Source organism: Bacillus sp. 2B09, from assembly GCF_003946835.1.
Lineage (GTDB): Bacteria > Bacillota > Bacilli > Bacillales > Bacillaceae > Bacillus > Bacillus altitudinis.
Genome location: NZ_RPSG01000005.1, coordinates 209,540 through 224,389 on the forward strand (window position 1 = coordinate 209,540; position 14,850 = coordinate 224,389).

Sequence of the window (14,850 nt, forward strand, 5' to 3'; positions counted from 1 at the left end):
ATGACGAAACGGGTTGAGTCCAATTTTTCCTAATTGAACTCCCCGTTTTGGTTGTTTTCCTGATTTTTATTCTAAAAAAGGTGTGTGATCATGTATGAAACAAGTACTTTCTAAAGACAATATTTTTCTAAACGAACAAGCAGGTTCTAAAGAAGAAGCCATCAAAAAAGCAGGCGAAGTCCTCGTAGCAAACGGCTACGTCACAAGTGATTATGTCGACAAAATGTTTGAAAGAGAAGAGATCTCTTCTACATTTATGGGGAACGGCATTGCAATCCCTCATGGAACAGAGGATGCGAAAGCGGCTGTCCTTCATTCAGGGATTTCGATTATCCAAATTCCAGATGGTGTTGAATATGGTGAAGGAAATGTGGCGAAAGTCGTCTTTGGGATCGCTGGAAAAAACAACGAGCATCTTGACATTCTGTCTCAAATTGCGATTGTCTGTTCAGAAGAAGAAAATGTAGAACGTATCATTCATGCAAAGGATCAGGATGAACTGATTGCCATCTTTAACGAGGTGAACTAACATGAAGGCACTTCATTTTGGAGCAGGGAATATTGGCAGAGGGTTTATCGGATCTTTGTTAAAGGCATCAGGCTTTGAACTTGTCTTTACCGATGTGAATGAAGCGGTCATCAATGAGCTGAATGAAAGAGGAGAATACACGGTTGAACTCGCAGCACCAGGGCAGAAGCAAGAAATCGTCGGGCCCGTATCAGCGATCAATTCTTCGCAAAATCCAGCAGCATTAACAGAGGCGGTTGCCACAGCCAATTTGATTACAACAGCTGTTGGGCCAGCCGTATTGAAGATCATTGCCTCATCGATTGCTGAAGGATTAAAACAAAAAGAGCCTGACCATATCATCAACATCGTGGCATGTGAAAATATGATTGGGGGAAGTGCTCATTTAAAAGAAGCGGTGTTCTCTCATTTAACAGCAGATGAGCAAGCAGCGATATCACAAACCGTTGGCTTTCCAAACGCTGCGGTTGACCGCATTGTTCCGATTCAGCACCATGAGGACATTCTCAAAGTGTCGGTTGAACCATTTTTCGAGTGGGTCATTGATGAGACGGGCTTTATTGGAGATGTTCCTCAAATTGACGGAGCGACCTTTGTCCAAGATTTGACGCCGTATATTGAACGGAAGCTTTTCACCGTCAATACAGGACATGCACTAGCGGCTTATGTCGGGTATCAGAAAGGCGTAAAAACCATTAAAGAAGCTGTTGATACACCAGACATTCGTCAAGTTGTCGAAGGTGCCCTTCATGAAACGGGCAGTTATTTAATTGACGCATATGGCTTCCGAAAAGAAGAACATGATGCGTATATTCAAAAAATCATCAAGCGATTTGAAAATGCGTTTATTTCCGATGAAGTGACTCGTGTCGCACGCTCTCCTCTTAGAAAGCTGGGAGCAGATGACCGTTTAATCGGTCCAGCGAAAAAGATCAAGCAGCCAGTGTACTTAATCAAAGGGATCGCTGCTGCTTTGGCTTACGACTTTGCAGAAGACGAAGAAGCGGTCCGCTTGCAGGCATTAAGGAAAGAAAAAGGCATTGAAGGTGTGCTTCAAGAGGTATGTGGACTCAAACCTGAAGACGATCTCTATCAAGCCATCCTCAAAGAAATCGAGCGATAATCAAAAAATCCCTTTCTAACGTGAAAGGGATTTTCAGCGTATAGACAAACCCCCGCATTCGGTGTCAGTCCTGTGTGTCGGTGCTCACGAATCTCTCATTCGCTCCGCTCCGATACTCGTCCTTCCTAGACTGCAAAGGTTTTCTATCACGCTGAAATGAAGACAAAGGGCTAAAATCAATTTTAGCCCTTTGTCAACAATCTGAGATCCCTTTCTCTAACGTGAAAGGGATTTTTTCTATGACTTTTTTAATACTTTCCCCTGCATGACGATATATGTAGTAAGGGGGAATTAGAACATGAAAAAGAAAGCGTTTGCTTCAAGGAGTGTCTTTTTTCAATTGATGTCAGCCATTATCGTTATTACAATTCTAACAGGCGGACTTGTAGGAACAACGGGGTATTTTTTAGCGAAAAATGTCTTAATTGATGCAGGGAAAGCAGATTTAAAACACATCGTAAATGGAGCGATGGCCACTCTTGAACAATTGAACGACCGTGTGGAGAAAAAAGAACTGACGCTTGAACAGGCGCAGGAACAAGCCCGTATATACTTGAGCGGGCCGAAGAATGACAACGGCAAAGGGTATCAATTTCAAAAATCAGATTTCATCTATAAAAATAAAGGCTACCTTGTCGCATATGGAGCCGATTATTCATCACAGGTTCATCCGGTTAACGACATCGGCGTCATCCCAGATAACACGACAAATCGTCAAAAAATGGTCGCTGGCGCCACAGCAAAAGGCGAGGATGCACACTATATCACCTATATGGATAAAGACGATGCCACGGGGGAAGAAAAGCAAAAACTCGCTTATATGAACCAGTTTACACCGTGGAATTGGAGTATAGGAATCGCCGTATTTCAGGATGAATTTTATAAAGAACTAGAGCAGATGAAGCTCTATATTATTCTCATTACAGCAGGTGTCGCTCTTTTAAGTATGGGTGTCTTTTATTTGGCAGCCCGAGGAAAAGTGAGACTGCTTAAGCAAGTCACGGCTGCTTCAAAAGAAATTGCGGCGGGCAATCTTGAACGCACCAGCTTAAAAGAAACCTCGGATGAAATTGGGCAGTTGGCAAAAGGCTTTAATCATATGTCAGGAGAGCTTAGAGCACTTGTGAGCGGTTTGCAGGAAACGAGCAGCCAGCTCGTCGAATCTGCGACAGATCTATCCGCCATCTCTGAAGAAACATCCGCCAGCAGTGAAGAAATTGGCCGAGCGATTGGAGATATCTCAACTGGGACTCTTCATCAGGCATCAGACCTTGAGGTAGCCAATCAACAAATGACTCAGTTCAATCAATCCATTGAAAACGTCAAAGAACAAAGCGACCAGATCAAACGAATTTCAGACCAGTCGAACCAATCTTCCGAGCAGGGTCAGCAAATTGTCCAGCAATTAAAACAATCAAATGAGCAATCTATTCAGGCATCTCAAGGCATTCGATCAGGGATTGAGCAGTTAAGTACAAAAGTACAAGATATTTCTCAAATCACAGATACCATTGAAAGCATTTCAAATGAAACGAACTTACTGGCCCTGAATGCGAGCATTGAAGCAGCTCGTGCAGGAGAGCATGGCAAAGGATTCTCGGTTGTGGCGAGTGAAGTGCGGAATTTAGCTGAGCAGACAAAGCAATCAGCTGTTCAAATCCAGCAGATGATTCAAGGCATTAAAGAAGAAACGACGTCTACAGCTGGCATGATGTCAAAAACAATGGATCGTTTTGCCGAGCTTGATGAAGCGGTTCACGCAACAGAACAAGAATTCAATTCCATCTCTACATCGATTTCACAAACCATCGTTGAAACGAATGCGATGGCAAAAGAGCTGAACACCTTACTAGAACAAAACGACCTCATCACAAAAGCGATGCATGGTGCAGCGCATATTTCTCAAGAAAATGCCGCAGCGATTGAAGAAATCACTGCATCTACAGACGAACAAGTCACCGCCATCTCCAATGTGGCGAAGGCAGCAGAAAGGCTCAATGAGCTAAGCATGCGATTGAATCAAGATATTGCACGTTATCGTTTATAAGGTATGGTCAAACGGACGTCGAAAAGTCGATGTCCGTTTTTTATTTAGACGACTTTCGTCCGTATTGCCCGTCGCTTTTGATTTGTTTGGTACGTTCGATAGGCTTTCCAAGCATTGGCACATAAAAGCCCTGTGAGTAAGTAAGATAAGCTGTTAAATAAATAGAAGTCCACACATGAAACGACAGCACAGAGGATACCAAAGATGATTTGATCACGATTCTTTGCGGGTGAAGTAGGTGGATCAGTCAACATAAAGAACGCAAGAAACAAGACGGCATTTAAGTAGGGCGTCATAAAAGCAGATGAAGCATCCGTTAGGCCGATGAATCCCAATATGAGGTGAATGAGTCCGTATGCGGCTAGAAAGGCGAAAACTTGCGGGAACTTTTGTACGCGGCTTGTCACCAAATAACCGCCGGCCACCACAAGGAATAGGGTCCACCAAGGTAGAAGAGACATACCGCCCCACCAGCTTTGATTGGAAGAAAATAAAATGACTGAGAGCCATAAACCAAACGCAGCTGGATTCAATATTGGTTTCTTTTGATAAGTGATGACATGCTTAGATAAAATGGCTACTGCGGCTGTGAAAGCAGATACAGCAAAAGAAGTGGCTGGACTGAGAACAATGCCAATGATCAGCCCTGTGAGCAGAGCTCCATCAGGGAATGTGTGTTTATTGTTTTTCCAAATCACTCTTGAGATGAAAGAGTCAATAATTAGTGCTGTCCCGATGCTGGTAGCAACTGTAGCGAGACCACTAAGAAAACCAGCGTGCAGACTCCCGGCGGCTAAAAGGACCAAAAGAATGGCGATGACATACCGTTTCGGCGTCCGAATGTAGGTTTTTAGTGAAGGCGATGATTTCAAAAATGTTTGGTCTCTTGTTGGTGCTGGCTGTAATTCCATGATGGAACCTCCTTCATCTCCGGTGTTAGGGTCATATCAGCATCTTGATCCACCATCACGGCAGGTATTTCATGTTCGGCTAAAAAAGAATAACCTCCTTCTCTACCTAATAAAAAAGCAGCTGTAGAGAGACTATCTGCGAGCATACCGAGTGGTGCAATGACGGTACAGCTTAACAAACTTTGTTCAGACTGTTTTGTTTGAGGGAGAATCAAATGGTGCGTATGAGGATCATTACGGCTGATCCGTTCATAGCTTCCAGATGTACAAATCGCACAATTAGTCGTTTGAATGACCGAGATGTTGGTCTGTTTGTGAATGGGATGCCGAATCCCAATTGTCCACTCTTCTTGTTGTTCGTTAAATCCAGATACCAACACATCCCCACCAGCATTCATCATAAAGCCTTCCCATGCTTCAAGCTCTTTTGCGGCAAGATCGCACGCAAATCCCTTTGCAATAGAACCGAAATCCAAAATCAGCGGTTTATTCAAATAAATCGTCCGATTCGTCTCGTTTAACTGGACGTCACGGTAATGAACGGCTGTGTGTGGAACGTCATCTGATGAAAAAGTCTGTCCTGTCGTGTATAACCGATTGAATCCTTTTTGTTCCATGATTTTTCCGATGGTTGGATCATACTTGCCATTTGTTAACTCGGCTAACTCTAGCGCATAGGCTGTTAAATCGAAAAGCATTTCACTGACTAATACCTCTTGCTTTGAACGATGGGCTAACTTCATGACTTCAGAATCAGAACGGAAACGGCTAAAACGATGCTCGATATCGTAAAAAATGGAAAAGGCACGGTCGATGTCTTCTAAAACAGCTCGTCGATCTTCTTCATAGGCAACCACTTGAATATTGATAACAGTTCCCATAGCCAGCATGGATTTTTGATAAGTCATCAGTTTTTGTTGTCCTAACCATTTCATCATAGTGTCTCCTCTCTATGCCTTTGCCTGCTCTAAAGCCTGAGCAACGGCTGTTTCAAAATCCTGAGTACTTAATGTTGCACCACTCACCGTATCTACATCAGCACTTTGTCTGATAACCACTTCATTAGGTAATGATGAAATGGAGCTTTGCCCGTATCTAGTGTTATCACTCGTAATCTCGACAGAAGTGATATTTCCTTGTTTGATGGTAACAGATACACTGATAGAGCCAATCTCATTTGATCCAGTACCAGAGAAAGTACCATCCTTGAGTTCAGTTTCTGAAGTGGTATCTTCTGTTTGAGTGGCGGTAGTATCTGATGTGAGAGATGTATTGTTTGAAGAAGCGTCTGCTTGTGTATTTGATTGTGCTGTTTGAACGGCTTGAGCGTGATGGGTAGTTGCATAACCAGTGATGTATAAGCTGCTGATGGCTGCGGTGCAAAGACTAATCATTTTCTTATTTATTTTTGCCATGATGTATCCTACCTCCTATTACGATCTACTATATAGAAGAAATTTGAACAAACCATGAACAAGAAAAGAACGATTTTAGATAATGGGTATGAAGAATCAAAATATTGCACGATATCATTTATCATTTATTTTTGACTGTGGTTCATTTATCAGGTAGGATGAAATAAATCTAAACCTTGCTCACGCAATCAAAAAGGAGTGTTTCGTCCATGAAAAAGAAAATATTGATGTTCTTACCTTGTGGCTACGGATACTCCACTGCTGTTTTCTTTTAGGATAGACAAAAATTGGTGAAGTCTGTCTACAGGAGGAAAAACACGCAGAAAAATCATAGTGAGTGAGGGATTTACATGGAAAAAATCACGAGAAAAAACCCAGAAAGTATGCCGAAACCCGTTGGCAACTACAGTCATATCACAAGGGTGCCAAAGGGTGCGGGGTTATTTGTGACATCAGGTCAAGTAGGGACAGGAGCGGATGGACAGATCCCATCAAGCTTAAACGACCAAGTCACCAATACGTTTGAAAATATAAAGAGAATCCTTGCATCAGAAGGATTGAATGAAGAACACGTCATTAAAGTCAATATTTGGGCAACAGAAGAAATTGATTGGGATCATCTATATCCACAGTGGGATGCAATCTTCAAAACGGCATATCCATCAATGACCGTTGCCTATGTGACTGCATTAGGGTGGCCAGAGCTGAAAATCGAAATAAAGCTATGGTGTGCCGATATTTAATCAAAAAAAGAACAGTGCAAACTGTTCTTTCAGCGAGTAGCCAAACCCTCGCATTCTTTGTCAGTCCTGCGTGCTGGTGCTCACGAATGTCAAATTCGCTCCGCTCCAGTACTCGTCCTTCCTAGGGCTGCAAAGGTTTTCTATCACGCTGAAAAGAAGACAAAGGGCTAAAATAAAGAATCATTTTAGCCCTTTGTCAACAATCTGAAAGAACAGTGCAAACTGTTCTTTTTTGATGAGTATTTATGAAACAACTTGGAATCGCTTTGTAATGAACGCACCGAGAAATGCACAGACTGTGTAGACGATGACCCAAATGAGAAAAGATTCATTTCCACCAATAAAGGTGAACATCAGAATCACACTCGCTACCAGCACAATCAAGGTGGGAAACCAAATGTTCTTTAAAAACAATGTGCCGAAAATACCAATCAGCACAGAGATCATAGGTAAACCAACTACAACGAATAAGACAAAAACAGCCATGCTAATTACTCCTTTGAACCAAATCAACTATTTACATAAAAACATATAACAGTGCTGCACCCATATGCGGAAGAGCAAAGATGATGAAAAGAAACGCCGTATCAAGACGAAACATCCGGTGTTCTTTTGTTTCAGAGTGATAGGCCGCTCGTGCCTCTTCCCCGTTGGTCCATGCACCCATAAGAAATCCAGATGCAACGAACGCAATAATAGAGATTCCACCACTGACCAATCCAATCCATTCATGGTGCTGTAATATGAGCGCCGTACTGCAAATCACCAGCATGGAGCAAACACCAACAAAAAAAGCATGTTTCTTTCTCATTACGCTTCACTCCTTCGGACAGCTATTAGGAGACCGCATCACATATTTCAATGAAATGTCCATCAGGATCAGACACGTAACTAACCGTTTGTCCCCACGGCTTCTTGGCAGGTTCCTTGAGGACAGGTACTCCTTTTTCCTTCAAGGACGCAATGGTTTCATTCACATCATCCACAACAAAGCCAATCTCAAACGTTTGTGACGAGCTAACTGCCTCTGGAACAGGCAGACCAAGTGCCTCTTTCACATCTTGGCGTGAATTAATCGATAAGGTCACTTCTCCTGTATCAAACTCAACATAGGATTCAACTCTCAATTTAATCGGGAAACCGAGGATATGATGGTAGAACTGAATACTTGCTTCAACATCGTTTACATATAGAATGGTATATTTCATTTTCATATGGAAAGCTCCTCTCTTCATATACGTGTCAAAACCGGAAAGGTTTCCCACTCATTTTACCACATAGGTCATAAGAATTATTAAATTCCAAAAAAACCAATATTTTCACCTCAATCGTCTTGAAAAACAAAATGTGGTGACATATGATAAAAATGTAAAATGAGAAAAAATAGGGGGGACTTACATGTTGAAAAAAATCATGGTGGCTGTCATATCATTCGGTCTTTTAATTAGTTTTACACAAGTTGACACTCACACAGTGTATGCAAAGACAGTCAAGTACAAAAACTGCAAAGCACTCAACAAAGTGTATAAAGGCGGCGTGGCAAAAAGCAAAAATACGAAAAACAAAGGTGGAAAAACGAAGTACAAGCCTTATGTATCAAAAGCACTTTACTTAAAAAATAAACACCTTGACCGTGATAAAGACGGCATCGCATGTGAACGTTAAGAAGAAGTAAAAAGACCTGTCACAAGGTCTTTTTTCTATGGGATCAAACTCGTCCCTTTGTGCCATCTTCATCTTTATATTAAAATAAAGATAGATTCAAAAAATGATACAAAGTGGGGTACTCAATTTGTCAACACAAGCTGATAAGAAAGACATCCGATTGATTGCCATTGATATGGATGGCACGCTGTTAAACAGTGAGCACGTCATTCCTGAGGAAAATAAACAAGCCATTAAAGAAGCAGAAGCCAAAGGGGTCCATGTGGTGATTAGCACAGGACGTACGCTGATGACATGCCGAGAGCTGGTCGAGCCGCTGGAACTCTCTTCCTATCTTGTCACAGCGAACGGAAGTGAAATTTGGGATTCAAACTTCCAGTTGATCGAACGGGAACTGCTGCATCCCGATCACGTTCAGATGATGTGGGATCTAAAAAACAGATACGAAACCGATTACTGGGCATCTACTGTGGATAAGGTGTGGAGGGGAGAATTCCCAGAACGCATTCATGACCACGAATGGTTGAAATTTGGTTTTGATATTCATGACGATGCTGTTCGTGAGGAAGTCCTCCATACATTGAAAACAAATGGACAGCTAGAAATCACGAATTCCAGTCCAACCAATATTGAAGTCAATGCAGCAGGCATTAACAAAGCGGCAGCTCTTGCAAAAGTAGCAGAACGCATTGGCTGCACAATGGACAACGTCATGTCACTTGGCGACAGTCTGAATGATATGGCGATGATTCAAGAAGCCGGATTAGGCATTGCAATGGGCAATGCACAAGAAGTTGTGAAAGAAGCCGCTGATTGGATTACGGCTCCTAATACAGAGCACGGGGTAGCAAAAGCCATCCAGCATTGGGTGCTGTCTAAATAAACGAGTAGAAAAAGTGAGAGGATATGACCTCTCACTTTTTTTGTTTTCTCCTAGTTCTATTGTTATATTTTCTGACAATTTCATGTGCAGTCTATCCAAAGTTGGTATAATCAATATAAATTCGAATATTCGGACTTTATATTCCGTAATTCGGAACGACAAGGAGGGGTCCTATGTATCAAGTGGATATTAACTGTGATTTGGGAGAAAGTTTTGGTCAATACACGATCGGTTCAGATGAACAAATTCTTGAATATGTCACCTCAGCCAATATTGCATGCGGTTTTCATGCGGGAGATCCAACTGTGATGAGAAAGACGGTTAAAATGGCACTGGATAAAGGGGTTCAAATTGGTGCACATCCAGGTCTGCAAGATTTAGTCGGTTTTGGCAGACGTCCAATCGCGATCTCAGCAGAGGAAGCCTATGATCTTGTGATCTATCAAATTGGTGCACTATCAGCCTTTCTGAAAGCAGAAGGCGGCATGATGCAGCACGTTAAACCACACGGCGCCCTTTACAACATGGCGGCTAAAAATACTGAATTATCTGAATCGATTGCGAAGGCTGTGTATGATATTGATCCTAACCTTGTGTTATTTGCGCTGTCAGGTAGTGAACTTGCGTCAGCAGGGGAAAGAATCGGTCTTCAAGTGGCACATGAAGTTTTTTCTGATCGCACGTATCAACCAGACGGGACACTGACATCCCGCCGTGAACCTCATGCACTTATTGAAGAGGATGAAAGGGCAGTTCAGCAGGTCATCCGTATGGTAAGAGAGGGGAAAGTGCGGACAGTGCAAGGGGAAGATGTTCAGCTCAAAGCAGATACGGTGTGTATCCACGGGGATGGCAGTCACGCGCTTCAATTTGCAAAAACCATTACAGCGAAGCTAAAAGAAGCCACTATTCAACTCAAGGCCTTTCGATAAATCGTCATCAAAGGGGGAAACAGCATGAAAAGAGAGAAAGCCAAACAGATGAAAGCTCCAAAAGGGAACCGTTCTATGCTGATGGGCGCAGCCTTTTTAATGGCAACGTCCGCCATTGGACCGGGATTTTTAACACAAACAACGGTGTTCACACAGCAGCTCGCAGCTAGCTTTGGGTTTGTCATTTTGATTTCCATTTTGCTAGACATTTTTGCGCAAACAAATGTATGGCGTATCATTGCCGTCTCGGAAAAAAGAGGACAGGACATTGCCAATATGGTTCTGCCGGGGCTCGGATATGTGTTAGCCTGTTTGATTGTTATTGGGGGTCTTGCCTTTAATATTGGAAATATCGCCGGTGCGGGTCTCGGTTTTCAGGTCATATTCGGCGTCGATCCCCGCATAGGGGCTGGGGTCAGTGCAGTCATTGCCATTCTCATTTTTGTCATCAAAGAGGCAGGAAAAGCGATGGACCGATTCACACAAATCGCTGGTTTTGTCATGATTGGTCTGATGCTGTATGTGGCTATTTCCACAGCACCGCCAGTTGGAGAAGCGGTCATGAGAACTTTCGTGCCAGAGAAAATTGACATGTTATCAATTGTCACACTGGTCGGCGGGACAGTTGGTGGCTATATCGTTTTTGCTGGTGGTCATCGTCTGCTGGATGCTGGCATTAAGGGGAAGGAAGCATTGCCGCAAGTGACGAAAAGTTCCATTTTCGGTATTTTGATCACATCCGTGATGCGTGTGGCTTTATTTTTAGCCGTTCTAGGAGTTGTCTCAAAAGGCTTACAGATTGATCCGTCGAACCCGCCTGCGTCTGTTTTTCAATTAGCATCTGGAAATGTTGGATATAAAATGTTCGGGATTATTATGTGGGCTGCTGCCATTACCTCAGTCATTGGAGCGGCATACACCTCCGTTTCCTTCTTTAAAACCTTCTCACCAAAAATCGAGAAAAATCAACGAGGCATTATCGTTGGATTCATTGCGCTCTCGACCATTTGTTTTATCACGATTGGAAGACCTGTGAACATATTGATTTTGGTTGGGGCCATCAATGCATTGATCTTGCCGCTTGCACTCGGAACATTGCTGATTGCTGCCTATAAAAAAGAAATTGTCGGTGATTATCGCCATCCATTCTTTTTGACAGCAACAGGTGCGTTTGTTGTTGTCATCATGGCAATCATGGGAGGATATACCATCATGAATGAAATTCCAAAACTGTGGAGCTGATCACATGAAAGCATATCAAACCTATAAGCCGTCACGAATAAGGGAATTGATTCGTAAGCAGAAGATCACAGGACCAACGGCTGGCTTTGCTGAGGGATTTGCGCAAGCCAACTTAATGATCGTCAAAAAAGAGCTAGCCTTCGATTTTCTTTTATTTTGTCAGCGGAATCCGGCTTCGTGCCCTTTGCTTGATGTGCTCGACCCAGGTGATCCAGTGCCAAGGCGTTCAGCACCCGATGCGGATATTCGAACGGATTTCCCTAAATATCGTGTTTACAAAAAAGGGGTTCTTCAAGAAGAGGTAACAGATATTTCTTCCTATTGGGAGGATGATATGGTGGGCTTTCTCATCGGATGCAGCTTTACGTTTGAGCATGCACTGATGCTGAATGACATTCCTGTCCGCCATATTGAAGACGGTCATAATGTACCAATGTATCAAACGAACATTCCATGTGAAAGGGCAGGTGTATTCCATGGTCCGATGGTTGTCAGTATGAGGCCGATCCCAGCGCATCAAGTCACAAGAAGTGTTCAGGTGACATCTAGATTCCCATCGGTACATGGCGGTCCTATCCATATAGGTGATCCAGCTGTGATTGGCATTGAACATGTAGATCAACCAGACTTTGGAGAACCATCTGTGATCAAAGAAGGGGAAGTTCCGGTGTTTTGGGCATGTGGTGTGACGCCGCAAGCCATCGTCATGCACACTAAGCCAGACATTGCGATCACCCATGCACCCGGTCATATGTTTATCACAGATGTAAGAGATCAAAAGCTCGGTGTCCTGTAGAAAGAGAGGTGTCATAAAAGTGGCATTTTCAACGATAAAAGATACGATCACGTTCCACCCGCTAGGAGACGCAGCCATTGTCATCCAAGCCGGGACTGACATAAGTGAAGACATTCATGAGCGTGTGAAGCAGCTGTTTTCATGTGTTGAACAGCATCCATTTGAAGGATATGTGGAAGCTGTTCAAGCTTTTACAAACGTGACCGTCTTTTATGAGCCCTATACGGTCTATCAATCTGCTCAGCTTAAGCAACGTGCGATCTCTCCGTATGAATGGGTCAAAGACTATATTGAAAACCTCCTTGAAGACAACTGGCAGGAGGGGAATCAAGCAAAGCGCCGGATCATCGACATTCCTGTATGTTATGGAGGAGAGCTCGGTCCTGACTTAGAAGAAGTCGCCCGTATCAATGATTTGACGCCTGAAGAAGTTGTACGCATTCACACATCCGGGACGTATCTTGTCTATATGATTGGGTTTGCTCCTGGGTTCCCGTTTTTAGGCGGACTTTCTGAAAAAATTGCAGCTCCGCGTAGAGAAACACCAAGAATGTCGATTCCGAAAGGGTCTGTGGGTATTGCGGGGAAGCAGACAGGGGTTTATCCGATATCTACACCCGGAGGCTGGCAGCTCATTGGACAAACCCCTTTGTCCTTATTTCGGCCGAATGCTGAGAGACCTAGTCTACTAAAGGCAGGGGACGAGGTTCGATTTGTTCAACTGTCTGAAAAGGAATTTTTCAGCATGAAGGAGGAAGAACGTTGAGTATGCATGTCATCAAGCCAGGAATGTTCACCACCATTCAAGATAAAGGGAGAATAGGCTATCAGAAGTACGGTGTGTTAACGAGCGGCGGCATGGACCCGCTCTCGCTCCGAATCGCCAACATCCTCACCGGGAATCAAGAAAACGAAGCGGTGCTGGAAATCACATTAATGGGGCCCGGTCCAGTGTTGACATGTCAGAAGGATCAGCTGATCGCCGTGACCGGTGCTGATGTGGAGATTGAGATTGACGGGGAACAAGTGCCTCTATGGAAACCGCTCTTCATTCGAGCAGGAAGCACGATCACCTTTGGCCCTTGTAAGAGGGGATGCCGCTCCTACCTCGCTGTAGCCGGTGGATTTGATGTTGAGCCGGTGATGAAAAGTAAAAGTACGTATGTCAGAGCGAAGATAGGCGGGATAGAAGGGCGTCCGCTAGAAAAAGGAGACGTCCTGCCAATTGGAGAACCGTCATCACTGGCGGTGAGCCTAGTTCACATGTTAAAAAGCAAAGGGGAACGTGCGCCAGAATGGACAGTCAATCATGCGCATTTTTTGCCTCTCGGGAAATCACCAGTCATTCGAGTGCTGGCAGGCAGACATCTATCTCATTTTCAGGAAGAATCGCAGCAGGCTTTTTTCGAACGGTCTTATCAGGTCACTCCCCAATCTGATCGTATGGGATGCAGATTGAAAGGGGAATCGATACGTTTAAAGCAAAAGCTTGAATTGATTTCAGAAGCGGTTGCTTTTGGCTCTATTCAAATTCCTCCTGACGGCCAGCCGATTATTTTGCTCGCTGATCGCCAAACGACAGGTGGATATCCCCGAATTGGTGAGGTGGCAACAGTCGATTTGCCGCTCATTGCGCAGGCGATGCCTGGTGCGAATCTCACGTTTCAACAAATTGACCGCAAAGAAGCAGAGCAAGCCTTATTCACACAAGAAGCAGAGATGAAGGACCTGACGGCAAGATTAAAACTCGAAGCATTTTCGTTTTAGAAAAGGTGAGAAACATGCAGAACACAAATAAAACCGTTGTGAAATCAATGGAGATATTACGGCTTTTTATCACACACGAACAATTAACGTTAAATGACATGATTGAGCTCTCGAGCATGCCCAAAACATCTGTACACCGAATGGCCAACTCGTTAGCAGATATGGGGTTATTAGAAAAGCATCCTTCAGGTGTTTACCGATTAGGATTGATGTTCCTTGAATATGGTCAGCTTGTCGCCGATCGCCTCGATATCCGTAGAATTGCAAGGCCCTTTATGGAAAACTTGCGTGATGAGGTAGGTGAAGCTGTTCAGCTCATTATTCGTGAAGGAGATGAAGCGATTTATGTGGAGAAAATGGAAGGAACGCAGCCTGTCCGGCTCTATACCGCTGTCGGAAGAAGATCCCCATTATATGCGGGAGCTTGTGCGAGAAGTATTCTTTCCTTTTTGCCAGAGGAAGAGAGACTTGCCTATATTGATTCGGTAGAGCTCGGGAAAATCGGGATCGGAACCATTACCGATAAAGATGTCCTGCGAAACATGATCGAAGAATCAAACAGACGTGGATATACGTTAAGCTATTCAGAGCTTGAAAACTATACTGCGGCTATTGGAGCGCCCATTTTCAATCATCACGGAGAAGTGGCAGCAGGCATTAGTATTGCGGGGTTTGAGGCCGGCTATCAAAAGGAACGGCTTCCTTATTTAATTGAGCAGGTCAAAAAAGCGGCCAGCGGCATTTCAAAAGAATTAGGTTTTGCATCTGAACAAATAAAAAGCCAATGACCGTTAAGA

The 14,850-nt window shown here is 43.7% G+C and carries 18 protein-coding genes; 12 read left to right on the plus strand and 6 right to left on the minus strand.

Features of this window, described 5'->3' with window-relative positions; translation table 11 throughout:
- Nucleotides 1-94 precede the first annotated feature (94 nt).
- The 3 genes from EBQ12_RS12045 (at nt 95) to EBQ12_RS12055 (ending at nt 3,699) form a co-directional block, all read left to right on the plus strand.
- Entirely contained in the window at nt 95-529 is a 435-nt protein-coding gene (locus EBQ12_RS12045) for a PTS mannitol transporter subunit IIA (protein ID WP_019743148.1), read from the plus strand.
- Between the two features lies 1 nt (nt 530).
- Nucleotides 531-1,652: a mannitol-1-phosphate 5-dehydrogenase gene (locus EBQ12_RS12050; RefSeq protein WP_125590163.1), complete on the plus strand. Its 1,122-nt coding sequence runs from the start codon at nt 531-533 to the stop codon at nt 1,650-1,652.
- 298 nt (nt 1,653-1,950) lie between these two features.
- Complete coding sequence (locus tag EBQ12_RS12055; RefSeq protein WP_125590165.1) at nt 1,951-3,699, plus strand: methyl-accepting chemotaxis protein; 1,749 nt, start codon at nt 1,951-1,953, stop codon at nt 3,697-3,699.
- A 44-nt stretch (nt 3,700-3,743) separates the two neighbouring features.
- Here the strand turns inward: EBQ12_RS12055 and EBQ12_RS12060 are convergent, their stop codons facing one another.
- Genes EBQ12_RS12060 through EBQ12_RS12070 form a run of 3 tightly spaced genes read right to left on the minus strand, consistent with a single transcriptional unit; the run spans nt 3,744 to nt 6,025 of the window.
- Nucleotides 3,744-4,610, minus strand: a complete 867-nt coding sequence (locus EBQ12_RS12060) for an RnfABCDGE type electron transport complex subunit D (protein WP_125590167.1) — start codon at nt 4,608-4,610, stop codon at nt 3,744-3,746.
- Nucleotides 4,568-5,545, minus strand: coding sequence for an FAD:protein FMN transferase (locus EBQ12_RS12065; RefSeq protein WP_125590169.1), 978 nt, complete (start codon nt 5,543-5,545; stop codon nt 4,568-4,570). The genes EBQ12_RS12060 and EBQ12_RS12065 overlap by 43 nt, the downstream gene beginning before the upstream one ends.
- Nucleotides 5,546-5,560: 15 nt before the next feature.
- Nucleotides 5,561-6,025: an FMN-binding protein gene (locus EBQ12_RS12070; protein ID WP_025206760.1), complete on the minus strand. Its 465-nt coding sequence runs from the start codon at nt 6,023-6,025 to the stop codon at nt 5,561-5,563.
- 350 nt (nt 6,026-6,375) lie between these two features.
- Here EBQ12_RS12070 and EBQ12_RS12075 point away from each other — a divergent pair, with 350 nt between their 5' ends.
- Complete coding sequence (locus tag EBQ12_RS12075; protein ID WP_125590171.1) at nt 6,376-6,768, plus strand: RidA family protein; 393 nt, start codon at nt 6,376-6,378, stop codon at nt 6,766-6,768.
- A 243-nt stretch (nt 6,769-7,011) separates the two neighbouring features.
- On the opposite strand, the gene EBQ12_RS12080 is transcribed toward EBQ12_RS12075, so the two are convergent.
- From EBQ12_RS12080 to EBQ12_RS12090, 3 genes are read right to left on the minus strand one after another with little or no spacing between them, the layout of a single operon-like run.
- Entirely contained in the window at nt 7,012-7,254 is a 243-nt protein-coding gene (locus tag EBQ12_RS12080) for a DUF2651 family protein (protein ID WP_125590173.1), read from the minus strand.
- A 31-nt stretch (nt 7,255-7,285) separates the two neighbouring features.
- Nucleotides 7,286-7,579 (minus strand): DUF5316 family protein, encoded by a 294-nt coding sequence (locus EBQ12_RS12085; RefSeq protein WP_125590175.1) that lies wholly within the window; start codon nt 7,577-7,579, stop codon nt 7,286-7,288.
- A 25-nt stretch (nt 7,580-7,604) separates the two neighbouring features.
- Nucleotides 7,605-7,982: a VOC family protein gene (locus EBQ12_RS12090; protein WP_125590177.1), complete on the minus strand. Its 378-nt coding sequence runs from the start codon at nt 7,980-7,982 to the stop codon at nt 7,605-7,607.
- Nucleotides 7,983-8,181: 199 nt separating this feature from the next.
- On the opposite strand from EBQ12_RS12090, the gene EBQ12_RS12095 reads away from it, so the two are divergent.
- From EBQ12_RS12095 to EBQ12_RS12130, 8 genes are all read left to right on the plus strand, one after another.
- On the plus strand, nt 8,182-8,433 hold the full coding sequence (locus EBQ12_RS12095) for an excalibur calcium-binding domain-containing protein (RefSeq protein WP_419763442.1): 252 nt from the start codon (nt 8,182-8,184) through the stop codon (nt 8,431-8,433).
- A 103-nt stretch (nt 8,434-8,536) separates the two neighbouring features.
- Nucleotides 8,537-9,316, plus strand: a complete 780-nt coding sequence (locus EBQ12_RS12100; RefSeq protein ID WP_206428030.1) for a Cof-type HAD-IIB family hydrolase — start codon at nt 8,537-8,539, stop codon at nt 9,314-9,316.
- Nucleotides 9,317-9,489: 173 nt separating this feature from the next.
- Entirely contained in the window at nt 9,490-10,248 is a 759-nt protein-coding gene (locus tag EBQ12_RS12105; protein WP_007498099.1) for a LamB/YcsF family protein, read from the plus strand.
- 24 nt (nt 10,249-10,272) lie between these two features.
- Nucleotides 10,273-11,490, plus strand: a complete 1,218-nt coding sequence (locus EBQ12_RS12110; RefSeq protein ID WP_007498097.1) for an NRAMP family divalent metal transporter — start codon at nt 10,273-10,275, stop codon at nt 11,488-11,490.
- Between the two features lie 4 nt (nt 11,491-11,494).
- Nucleotides 11,495-12,286 (plus strand): putative hydro-lyase, encoded by a 792-nt coding sequence (locus EBQ12_RS12115; RefSeq protein WP_125590183.1) that lies wholly within the window; start codon nt 11,495-11,497, stop codon nt 12,284-12,286.
- Nucleotides 12,287-12,305: 19 nt separating this feature from the next.
- A complete protein-coding gene (pxpB, locus tag EBQ12_RS12120; RefSeq protein ID WP_125590184.1) occupies nt 12,306-13,052 on the plus strand; it encodes a 5-oxoprolinase subunit PxpB in 747 nt (248 codons plus the stop codon).
- On the plus strand, nt 13,049-14,053 hold the full coding sequence (locus EBQ12_RS12125) for a 5-oxoprolinase subunit C family protein (RefSeq protein ID WP_125590186.1): 1,005 nt from the start codon (nt 13,049-13,051) through the stop codon (nt 14,051-14,053). Before pxpB ends, EBQ12_RS12125 begins: the two co-directional genes overlap by 4 nt.
- Before the next feature lie 14 nt (nt 14,054-14,067).
- Complete coding sequence (locus EBQ12_RS12130; protein ID WP_007498093.1) at nt 14,068-14,841, plus strand: IclR family transcriptional regulator; 774 nt, start codon at nt 14,068-14,070, stop codon at nt 14,839-14,841.
- Nucleotides 14,842-14,850 lie beyond the last annotated feature (9 nt).

Excerpts from the sequence above, each read along its gene's own strand:
- EBQ12_RS12080 (WP_125590173.1), bottom strand. The coding sequence starts at position 7,254 with ATGGCTGTTTTTGTCTTATTCGTTGTAGTTGGTTTACCTATGATCTCT.
- EBQ12_RS12115 (WP_125590183.1), top strand. The coding sequence starts at position 11,495 with ATGAAAGCATATCAAACCTATAAGCCGTCACGAATAAGGGAATTGATT.
- EBQ12_RS12075 (WP_125590171.1), top strand. The coding sequence starts at position 6,376 with ATGGAAAAAATCACGAGAAAAAACCCAGAAAGTATGCCGAAACCCGTT.
- EBQ12_RS12095 (WP_419763442.1), top strand. The coding sequence starts at position 8,182 with ATGGTGGCTGTCATATCATTCGGTCTTTTAATTAGTTTTACACAAGTT.
- EBQ12_RS12090 (WP_125590177.1), bottom strand. The coding sequence starts at position 7,982 with ATGAAAATGAAATATACCATTCTATATGTAAACGATGTTGAAGCAAGT.
- EBQ12_RS12065 (WP_125590169.1), bottom strand. The coding sequence starts at position 5,545 with ATGAAATGGTTAGGACAACAAAAACTGATGACTTATCAAAAATCCATG.
- EBQ12_RS12055 (WP_125590165.1), top strand. The coding sequence starts at position 1,951 with ATGAAAAAGAAAGCGTTTGCTTCAAGGAGTGTCTTTTTTCAATTGATG.
- EBQ12_RS12110 (WP_007498097.1), top strand. The coding sequence starts at position 10,273 with ATGAAAAGAGAGAAAGCCAAACAGATGAAAGCTCCAAAAGGGAACCGT.
- EBQ12_RS12085 (WP_125590175.1), bottom strand. The coding sequence starts at position 7,579 with ATGAGAAAGAAACATGCTTTTTTTGTTGGTGTTTGCTCCATGCTGGTG.
- EBQ12_RS12105 (WP_007498099.1), top strand. The coding sequence starts at position 9,490 with ATGTATCAAGTGGATATTAACTGTGATTTGGGAGAAAGTTTTGGTCAA.
- EBQ12_RS12050 (WP_125590163.1), top strand. The coding sequence starts at position 531 with ATGAAGGCACTTCATTTTGGAGCAGGGAATATTGGCAGAGGGTTTATC.
- EBQ12_RS12130 (WP_007498093.1), top strand. The coding sequence starts at position 14,068 with ATGCAGAACACAAATAAAACCGTTGTGAAATCAATGGAGATATTACGG.
- EBQ12_RS12070 (WP_025206760.1), bottom strand. The coding sequence starts at position 6,025 with ATGGCAAAAATAAATAAGAAAATGATTAGTCTTTGCACCGCAGCCATC.
- EBQ12_RS12100 (WP_206428030.1), top strand. The coding sequence starts at position 8,537 with ATGATACAAAGTGGGGTACTCAATTTGTCAACACAAGCTGATAAGAAA.
- EBQ12_RS12045 (WP_019743148.1), top strand. The coding sequence starts at position 95 with ATGAAACAAGTACTTTCTAAAGACAATATTTTTCTAAACGAACAAGCA.
- EBQ12_RS12060 (WP_125590167.1), bottom strand. The coding sequence starts at position 4,610 with ATGGAATTACAGCCAGCACCAACAAGAGACCAAACATTTTTGAAATCA.